An 8,871-nucleotide genomic window follows, 5' to 3' on the forward strand; every position below is an offset into this window, starting at 1 on the left:
TCATGCCGCCCTTTGTGCGACCAATCAGACGGCCACGCCCCCCCTTTTTGACGCCCAAACTGGACGCCGTGCGGTGGCGTTGCGCCCAGAAAGCGCGGCGATGCAACCACCCAACCCGAAGGACTTGCCGCCAGAGATGTTCCCTGGTGGCAAATTGCCGGAGTACATCCCAATTCCAAAACCGCGCCTACCTCGTGAGGAGCAGCAGGACGCAATGTATCGGGACCGTGAACTCGATCCAGCGCTTTACATGCCTGAAGACGTGTTGCGCCCACTCACACAGCATTGCGATGAAGAGACATTCCGAGTCGATGTGCAGGCGCTGATCGCGGCGCGCGAGCATACGGATTAATTCCGACCGAGACAGCTCCGCGCCGGGCGATAGTCGACACGGCGCGTACAACGCTTTCAGCAAGAAAAAAGCATGAACGATGCCAAGAATGAACCTGTTCCTTTAACCATACTAACCGGTTTCTTGGGCGCTGGGAAAACCACGCTTCTTAACCACGTTCTGACAGGCGATCACGGGTTGAAAGTCGGCATTCTTGTGAATGATTTCGGCTCGATCAATGTCGATGCAGAACTGGTTGTTGACGTCGAAGATGGGATGATCAGCCTCGCGAACGGCTGCGTCTGCTGTCAGATCCGCGATGATCTCGTTGAGTCAGTCGCCGCATTGATCGAACGTGATGATCCCATCGAGTACATACTGCTTGAAGCCAGCGGCGTGGCAGACCCAGCAAGCATCTATATTACGTTCGTTGATTCAGCCTATCGCGACCTGATACGACTTGACAGTGTGACGTGTGTCGTCGATGCCCATCAATTATTCACGTATGACGATCCGGACCTTGCAAAACTGCAAGCTGCAGCAGATCGGATTTGCGGATCTTGTAATCCTAAACAAAGTTGATCTGGCGGGTGTCGAGGAAACTGCAAAGGTAAAGAGGTGGATAGACGGCTTCTTCTCAAGGGTTCGCATCGTTCCTGCCGTCAAATGTAACGTTCCACTCGAAATCCTGCTATCCGTCGGTCGTTTCGATGTTTCTCGCGCGATGGCTGATCATGCGCATAGCCACGACCACGAACATCATCATAGGCACAATCATGGTTCTTTCTTTAGCACCTGGAGTTATACGCGCGACGCTCCATTGCAGCGCAAAGCACTGGAACGAATGATCAAGAGAGAACTGCCTTCTAATATCTATCGTGGCAAGGGATTTGTTTACCTGGATGACGACCCGAACAACCGTTATTTGCTGCAAGTTGTCGGGCGACGTGTCGAGTTGACAAAACACAGTTCTTGGGGCGCTGAGGATTTAACTAACCGGATCGTTGCCATCGCACACAAGACAACTCTTGATCAAGCGCACTTAGGTGAGTTGTTCAATGCTTGCTCTGTGTCGTCTGTCGGAAACGAAAATAGCGAAGTTGTAACTGTCGCAACAGGATAGTTGCCATGCATGAGTTGGAAATCCTGATCGTTCAAGCGTCGAGTTATATCCAAGTTCTATTCGAAGCAGCAAGTGTCATCGTTGTTGCTGCGGGAGGCATCGCCTTTGCGCGAGCGTTAATTATTCATCGAAAGTCTGATGCTGAGCCAGTCGCTCGGCACATCCTCGGGAAATCCCTGATTGTGGCGCTTGAACTGCAGTTGGGGGCGGACATCATCGCAACCGCAACAGACCCGAGCATAGAAGAGCTTGCCAAGCTGACCGCCATCGCCTTTGTCCGAACCTTTCTCGACTATTTCCTCGTTCGGGAAATTCGCGAGGAGCGGGTTGCAAACAAACCAAATGAAACCTGAGAAATCCACTGAGGCATACTATGGACTTTGATGACGAGGATGAAGCGCTGCGTTCTACCAACCAGATGGCGGGAGACCGCACGGACCTTGCATTCGAGAGGTACCGGCTCGCTTCAGACAGGACGACCATGGGATACATGAGAGCGGCTACATCGCTCATTGGTTTCGGCTTCTCTATACCCGCACTATTCAGAATCCTGACTGAAGTGACCGGGTTGCAAGAAGCTCCGGTAGAACACGCACGTTTTGTCGGATTGTTCATGTTGATACTGTCGGTGCTAATGCTGTCTGTCGCCATCGTACAGCAAATCACTTTTCTCAAGCGGATATCTGATATCTCCGGAAAGCCAATTCCGGTTTAGCCAGCGCTGGTCTCAGCCGGGTTGATCTTGGCAGTCGCTATCTACGCTACAATCAGCATTCTTTGGAATGTGGAACCACTGTGATGGAGTCGCCGCTGCCTTTTGAGCAATCCGTCACCCTGTTCATCAATATCTTCATTTCTCTGGCCATGCTTTGCATCGGGATGAGTGCAACGCTGCGCGAAATGGGTGCAGCTGTTCTGGAACGCGAAAAGCTAACGCGCCTGCTTGCTGCAAATGTCTTCATACCGCCCATCATAGCAATCCTGGTTGTCGGGGTCTTTCCCCTACCTCGGCCTGTCAGTGCTGTTTTGTTTTTGTTGGCAGTCGCCCCCGGCGGCGTCAACGCTGTCCAGTTTTCGACCAAGGCGCCAGGACAAGTCGGCGCGGCCGGGGCTTTGCTGGTCTTACTTTCAATCATTGGCTTGGTTCTTACGCCTTCGGCCGCTCAGGTCGTTCTGCCAACCGCCGCGCTGGAACGTGTCGCTTGGGACCGGCTACTGATCCGCATCGTGGGTGTGATCGGAATTGCCTTGCTTCTGGGGATTTTGATCCGACGATTTTACCTGGACGTGGCCGAGCATATATACAAACCAGCGATGCTGATATCGACAGTCTCCTTCATTGCATCTGTCGTAGCAAGCATCAGCATCCGGCAGGAAGCTGCGGTTGGATTGGGACCTTCGAGCTTGATTGCCATATTGATTTTCATTCTCTCCCTAATGGCGCTCGGCTGGTTTTTAGGCGGCCAGAATCGGGAGTATCGGCAGGTCCTTGCGACCTGCACAAACCTTCGCAATGTAGGTCTCGTCCATCTACTTGTGGATGCGTGCTGCTTTGATCCGGCCTATTCAGCGAGCGTTCTGGCCTTCATGATGCTGATGGCTCCAATCAACCTTGTGTTCACTATTGCCTGTGCGATTGCAAGAAAACGGCAGAACCAATCTGGGAATGATGATCGGGGCACCAATACATGACGATTGGGCGAACGACATCGCGAACATATCTTGTAACCATGCTCGCTATAGCCGCTTCCGCTTCTTGGGCGCAGACCGCAGAAGACGAGAAACTATCGGATGATCCGACAAAGATCGTTACGAAACTCGGCGTCCGTTATAGTGACTTTGGCACCGTATTTGGCTCGGTTGCTTTCGGGCCCGTAACGAAGATCAATATCTCGGTCTCGGAAGACGATCAGTGGCGCATTGGTGGCTCTTATCTCTTGGATTTTGGGATAGTTAATTTTTCGGCGTCCGAGCAGGAGCTTGAAGGCGACGTCAAGCAAACGCAATACGCTATAGGAACCTTTGTACCGCTTGCCGCTTTTGGCTTCCAGCCGAAGGGATGGCTTTTGTTCCCAGCGCTCGGTGCAAATTACACCGATGGTAGGGTCAGCAACAGCGACTTCGAGTTTGCTGGTGCCTTTCCCGCTGAGGTGGCCAGTAAAGGTGGTTACATCGGTATACTTGGCCTCAAGCCGCTGTCTGAACGCTGGGTTATGAAAACCGGCGGTGTCCTATCTGCCGGTTCCAACGACAACTCGGGGTTTACCATCGGTGCGGGCGTGACCTTCAATGCATCGCCGGACGATAGCATCAGCGTGTTTGGCAGTTACATCGACAATACGTTCGGACAACGTAACCTGATTGGCGTAAGCTACGCGCGTGAGTTTTGACGGCAACGGATCAAAAGAAACACAGTGAGGGCAATTCACGATGCTCATTATTCTCGGTCTTTACTTTGGCATAGTCTGGCTGGTTTTTGCGAAGCTCAAAATCCTGCCTTGGAACGGGTTCTTCAAGACGGTCGTATATGGTGGAGCTTTGGTCATAGCGTTGGTTGTTATTGGAGCCTTAAACCACACGACGCCATCCGGGACTGTGTCCGTTCAAGGTGCGGTCATCAACATTGCACCGAATGTATCCGGTCCAGTCACTGAAGTGGCGGTTGCTGCAAACCAACCGGTGGCAAAGGGTGATGTGTTGTTTCGAATAGATGACACCACCTACGCGGCTGAAGTTGCCCGACTTCAAGCCTCTCTCGCATCAGCACAGTCCGCAGCAGACCAGTTGAAGACAGACTATGAGGCGGCATTAGCCGACATTGACTCCCTTGAAGCTCAACTGTCTTTCGGTGTGCAGCGTCGCGATGACATCGTTCAGCTGACTGGACGTGGTGCTGCGGCTGAGTTCCAATTGCAGGAAGCAGTTTCAACGATAGAGCAACTCGAAGCCGGGCTGCGAGCAGCACAAGCGCGTAGACAGAGCCTTGAACGACGCATCGCGGCCCAGGTGGATGGGGTCGATGTTGGAGTTGTAGAAGTTCAAGAGGCGCTTGCCCAAGCTGAGTGGGCATTGCAGCAGACAGTCGTGCGTGCGCCTGGTGATGGTATTGTGACGGCGCTCTCCCTCCGCCCTGGCAATCGTGTAACGACGTTACAAGGCGCCGTGAATTTTTTGCTTCCTTCAGATCGGCTGCTCATCGCGGCGTTGCCGCAAAGCAGCTATCCCAACGTGGCAGTTGGCGACACGATCCGGATTGCTTTGGGCACTATGCCAGGTCAGGAATTTGAGACCACGATACGGTCAATCCCTCCGGGAACACGAGAGGGCGCGTTGGACACGAGGGGCGGGCTGCCCAGCCTGCGCGAACTTACAGGCGCGTCGAGCTACATCGTCACTATTGATATCCCAGAAGGTCTTCCTTCTGATCTTGCACAGCTTGGTACATCAGGAACTGCATTGGTAATCACGGAAGAGGCCGGCGCAATCTCAGTGCTGGCGGAAATCCTGTTTTGGATCAATAAGAAACTCAACTACATTTGAGCTCAAGTTCAACAAACGGGGCAATCCGATGCACCAATTACAGGAAACTGAATGCGGCTGATCAGAATTTGTTTGATTTTGATAGCGGTGATTGCACTAGCCGTTGTTGGGTTAAGGTTGGCTTTTCCGCTGCCTGAGTAGAATTTTTCGCAGCAAATGCTTAAACAAGACGCCGATTGGGCCGGCCCCTTGGGCGAAACCATAAAAAACGCAGTTGAACGCAACCGCGGTCTCGATGGGGTGCGGACTTTGGGCGATGGACGTGCCGCATTTGCGGCCATGGCTATCCTTGCGAGAGAGGCGACTTCCTCAATCGATGCGCAATACTATATCTGGCAAGATGACGTAGCAGGCCTGATGCTTCTCGACGAGCTTAGGGCGGCAGCAGAACACGGTGTTCGCGTCAGACTACTGGTCAACGACAACGGTATCTCCGGGTTGGACGAACTGCTTTCAGAGCTAAACGCTCTCACCAACGCGAATGTGCGTATTTTCAATCCGTTTACGCTGAGAAAACCCAAGCTCCTGTCTTATGCATTTGACTTCAGCCGACTGAACCGGCGGATGCACAACAAGTCAATGACTGTAGACGGGGTCGCAACGATCGTTGGGGGGCGTAACATTGGCGACATCTATTTCGACTATGGGGCTGGAACGCACTACCTAAATTTAGACGCGATAGCCATCGGCCCAATTGTGGACGAGGTTTCGCAATCGTTCGACGCCTACTGGAACAGTGCCTCGTCTTACGATGCTGGACTATTCTTAGATCCTCCAGCGGTAGACAGCCTGCAATCCAAGGCGGATGCAGCACGGCAAACCGCCGTTGGCGCAGGTTACCAAAAGGCGATTCAGGAAAGTGAACTGGCCGACCACATCGCGGCACATAGTCTGAAGTTTGATTGGAGCGAGGTCACCCTTTTTGTCGACGATCCGGCGAAGGGATTGGGCGAAGTTATAAGTGAAGACCTGATGGTCGAACAACTGATCGAATTCGCTAAAATTTCACAGACCTCACTGGACCTTGTTTCGGCATATTTTATTCCTGGCGAAAGAGGTTCAAAGGTCTTGGAGGAGTTGGCCAAGTCAGGTGTTAGGGTCCGTATCTTGACCAATTCTTTGGACGCGACAGACGTGATGCCGGTTCAAGCTGCGTATATGCGTTATAGATATGATTTGTTGAACAGCGGAGTAGAACTGCTGGAGCTGCGAACCTTGCGGCGGGAACGTCGCGACAGAAGCCTGCCAGAGATCCTGGCTGGATCGGCATCAGGGCTGCATGCAAAAACCTTTGGCTCAGATGGTGAGCGGATCTTCATTGGCTCATATAACCTCGATCCAAGGTCTGCGCATCTCAACACTGAAATGGGCATCATGATCGAAAGCCAATGATGCTGATGTGGTTTTGTTTCACGGTACGTCTGGACAAAATCTTTCGAAAACGGATCGGCTCTTTAGGAAACTCGGGATGAAAACGATTGGAGGAAACTATGGAAGCCGATTGTCCAATCAGTAGCGCCCTGTCACGTCCTTTTTTCAAGAGTGCTACCAAAAACGATAGTAGTTGATTGAATACGCAACTGTAAAACTAATTACAAAAGAGAGCTGGAAATGAGTAACCTAAGTTCAAACTTACCAATTTATGTGATCATTATCTATTTCTTAGTGTTTATTGGATTTATGTTTGGTGAGAAATTTCGGAATGATTTTTCTAACTGGCTCGCTCTAAAAGACCCTTTTGGCATTAGATTCTGGACTCGGCACCCCGTTTTTCTCGTAATTTCTTTGCTTTTTTTCGCTGCTTTTGCATTCGTTATGATTTTAGGAGAGTGATATGTCTCACATTGATGAATATCCCGGGAATTCGAATGTCAAAGGGCTTATAACCACTGTAGATTTGGGGCCCATTTCTTTTCAAAGTGGCATCGTAAGCTACAATGGTTCACTCCATCGCGTGAATTCAATCGGGTTTACCATTGGGGCGGACATTCCAGTAGAAGTTACCCATACGTATGCCCATGATTACCAGACTATTGACGAACTGAAAGGTGCTTCCGTTTCATTCGGTGGTGGTGCGCTAGTCGGTACAGACATAGCTCTAACGGGTTCAGACCCAAAAGGTATTGCTTCGGCTGGACTACAACTCCGTGTCGATGCCCATGCTATGTATTCTTGGACATCTGAATTGCCTGGTGATCCTGCTGGCGGTTCCGGGTTAGCCGCACAGTCTGCAGGGAGTGCTAGAGTAGTGGGTTACGGAGGGCGCATTGATGATGGAAGGGGGCTGCGTGCTGGGGATGAATTAAATGCTTTGGATGCAATTTCTGAAACAGCCGATCTAACTTCTCGTATCTCACAGGTGTCCGTCGTCAGGGATTTTGGGACAGATGGCGCTCTGATCTAAGATAGAGTGTGGCTCATTTGGTTGGATTGATTATGCGGCAGCATTTCGGTGAAGCAAGCGGCGCGTTTCGATGGTCTTTCGTTTGATCCTTCCTCGTTGTTTCAGAATGGTTTCGCCCCGTCCGAAGTATACGTCAGCGGGCGTGAGGTTTTGCAGGCTTTCGTGGTAGCGACAGTGATTGTAATACTCAACGAAGGCGTCAATCTGCTGCGTGAGATCGCCAGGCAGATAGTAGTTTTCCAACAGGATGCGATTCTTGAGGGTCTGATGCCAGCGCTTGATCTTGCCTTGGGTTTGCGGATGATAAGGCGCGCCACGCACGTGCTCCATTTTCTGCTGTGCCAGCCATTCGGCAAGCTCACCAGAGATGTAACTGGACCCGTTGTCGCTGAGCAGACGCGGCTTGTGCAGAACAGTGGCCCGATCACAGCCCGAGGCTTGTAAGGCGAGGTCCAGCGTATCGGTCACATCCTCGGTCTTCATCGTCGTACAAAGCTTCCAAGCGATGATGTATCGGCTGTAATCGTCCAGGATTGTGCTGAGATAGAACCATCCCCAGCCGAGCACCTTCAGATAGGTAAAATCGGTCTGCCAGAGTTGTTTCGGCTGAGTCGTTTTGTCCCGGAACTCATCGGCCGCCGATAGAACCACATAGGCCGGGCTGGTGATCAGGTCGTAGGACTTGAGGATGCGATAGACCGAAGCCTCTGACACAAAATACTTTTCCGTGTCGGTGAACTGCACATCCAATTCACGCAGCGACAGTTCGCTTTCCTTCAGAGCCAGGCCCTTGATCTTGTCACGCATTGGCTGCGGAATACGGTTCCAGACCCGTGATGGCTTGGGACTGCGATCCTCAAGCGCCTCAGGGCCACCCGACAGATAACGGTCATACCAGCGATAGAAGGTGGTCTTCGGGATGCCCAGCTTTTCCAAAGTGCGCTTGGTCGGGAGATGCGAACCTTCGACGAGGCGGATGATCTCCAGCTTTTCGGATGCGGGATACCTCATTCGTCGTCGCCCCCATCCGCAATCATGCTTTTTTTGAGCAACCGCAGTTCAAGAGCCTGTTCGGCAACTACTTCCTTCAGATCGCGTGCCTCGCGGCGCAGATATTTGACCTCGGTCGATGTCGCGGCGCGCGCGGTGTCGCCCGTGGGTCGCGTCTTGCCGGCCTCAAGAAACTCTTTCGACCACCTGTAGTGGGGGCTCGTCGCGATCACCTCGCGGCGGTACAGTTCGACTACGCTATGCTGGTCGCGTAATCCCGCCAGCGATCCAGAACTTCTGATCGGTTGAATGCTGCTTGCTGGTGCGCCGACGAACATCTTTCTCGACCTTCCCGGCAGGCCATTTGCGTGTTCCGGGTTTCTGTCTCATCTTATGGAATGGACGTCCCTTGCACCGACGCCGATAGTTTTCGGCAGACGTAGCAAGCAGAAGGAGTTCACAGAATGCAGTTACTTGCGATTG

Annotated in this window: 10 protein-coding genes and 1 pseudogene; 10 read left to right on the forward strand and 1 reads right to left on the reverse strand. The window is 52.2% G+C overall.

Translation table 11 applies throughout. The features are described from left to right. From AC2FIT_RS22340 to AC2FIT_RS22385, 10 genes are all read left to right on the forward strand, one after another. The coding region (locus tag AC2FIT_RS22340) for a hypothetical protein (RefSeq protein WP_496832614.1) at positions 1-352 on the forward strand (352 nt) is incomplete at its 5' end. 72 nt (positions 353-424) lie between these two features. Next, positions 425-913, forward strand: a complete 489-nt coding sequence (locus tag AC2FIT_RS22345) for a CobW family GTP-binding protein (protein WP_496832597.1) — start codon at positions 425-427, stop codon at positions 911-913. Beyond that, positions 837-1,454 (forward strand): CobW family GTP-binding protein, encoded by a 618-nt coding sequence (locus AC2FIT_RS22350; protein WP_496832599.1) that lies wholly within the window; start codon positions 837-839, stop codon positions 1,452-1,454. The genes AC2FIT_RS22345 and AC2FIT_RS22350 overlap by 77 nt, the downstream gene beginning before the upstream one ends. 14 nt (positions 1,455-1,468) lie before the next feature. Beyond that, complete coding sequence (locus tag AC2FIT_RS22355) at positions 1,469-1,807, forward strand: DUF1622 domain-containing protein (protein WP_496832601.1); 339 nt, start codon at positions 1,469-1,471, stop codon at positions 1,805-1,807. Positions 1,808-1,827: 20 nt separating this feature from the next. After that, positions 1,828-2,169: a DUF202 domain-containing protein gene (locus AC2FIT_RS22360; RefSeq protein ID WP_496832603.1), complete on the forward strand. Its 342-nt coding sequence runs from the start codon at positions 1,828-1,830 to the stop codon at positions 2,167-2,169. 83 nt (positions 2,170-2,252) lie between these two features. Continuing rightward, the gene (locus AC2FIT_RS22365; RefSeq protein ID WP_496832604.1) at positions 2,253-3,146 is read left to right on the forward strand and encodes a bile acid:sodium symporter family protein; all 894 of its coding nucleotides are present in this window, start codon (positions 2,253-2,255) and stop codon (positions 3,144-3,146) included. A 38-nt stretch (positions 3,147-3,184) separates the two neighbouring features. Next, positions 3,185-3,844, forward strand: a complete 660-nt coding sequence (locus AC2FIT_RS22370; protein ID WP_496832606.1) for a hypothetical protein — start codon at positions 3,185-3,187, stop codon at positions 3,842-3,844. 40 nt (positions 3,845-3,884) lie between these two features. Then, on the forward strand, positions 3,885-4,994 hold the full coding sequence (locus tag AC2FIT_RS22375) for an HlyD family secretion protein (protein ID WP_496832608.1): 1,110 nt from the start codon (positions 3,885-3,887) through the stop codon (positions 4,992-4,994). Between the two features lie 249 nt (positions 4,995-5,243). After that, positions 5,244-6,386 carry a phospholipase D family protein gene (locus AC2FIT_RS22380; RefSeq protein WP_496832610.1) on the forward strand — a complete coding sequence of 381 codons (1,143 nt, stop codon included), beginning with the start codon at positions 5,244-5,246 and terminating at the stop codon, positions 6,384-6,386. A 442-nt stretch (positions 6,387-6,828) separates the two neighbouring features. Further along, the gene (locus tag AC2FIT_RS22385; RefSeq protein ID WP_496832612.1) at positions 6,829-7,398 is read left to right on the forward strand and encodes a hypothetical protein; all 570 of its coding nucleotides are present in this window, start codon (positions 6,829-6,831) and stop codon (positions 7,396-7,398) included. A 30-nt stretch (positions 7,399-7,428) separates the two neighbouring features. Here the strand turns inward: AC2FIT_RS22385 and AC2FIT_RS22390 are convergent. Continuing rightward, positions 7,429-8,778 (reverse strand): annotated as a pseudogene (locus AC2FIT_RS22390) (IS3 family transposase). Between the last annotated feature and the right edge of the window lie 93 nt (positions 8,779-8,871).

The sequence above is a fragment of the Ruegeria sp. YTSA135 genome (assembly GCF_059610165.1).

Coding starts and splice junctions, on each gene's coding strand:
- AC2FIT_RS22345 (WP_496832597.1), top strand. CDS start 425: ATGAACGATGCCAAGAATGAACCTGTTCCTTTAACCATACTAACCGGT.
- AC2FIT_RS22350 (WP_496832599.1), top strand. CDS start 837: ATGACGATCCGGACCTTGCAAAACTGCAAGCTGCAGCAGATCGGATTT.
- AC2FIT_RS22360 (WP_496832603.1), top strand. CDS start 1,828: ATGGACTTTGATGACGAGGATGAAGCGCTGCGTTCTACCAACCAGATG.
- AC2FIT_RS22365 (WP_496832604.1), top strand. CDS start 2,253: ATGGAGTCGCCGCTGCCTTTTGAGCAATCCGTCACCCTGTTCATCAAT.
- AC2FIT_RS22370 (WP_496832606.1), top strand. CDS start 3,185: ATGCTCGCTATAGCCGCTTCCGCTTCTTGGGCGCAGACCGCAGAAGAC.
- AC2FIT_RS22375 (WP_496832608.1), top strand. CDS start 3,885: ATGCTCATTATTCTCGGTCTTTACTTTGGCATAGTCTGGCTGGTTTTT.
- AC2FIT_RS22385 (WP_496832612.1), top strand. CDS start 6,829: ATGTCTCACATTGATGAATATCCCGGGAATTCGAATGTCAAAGGGCTT.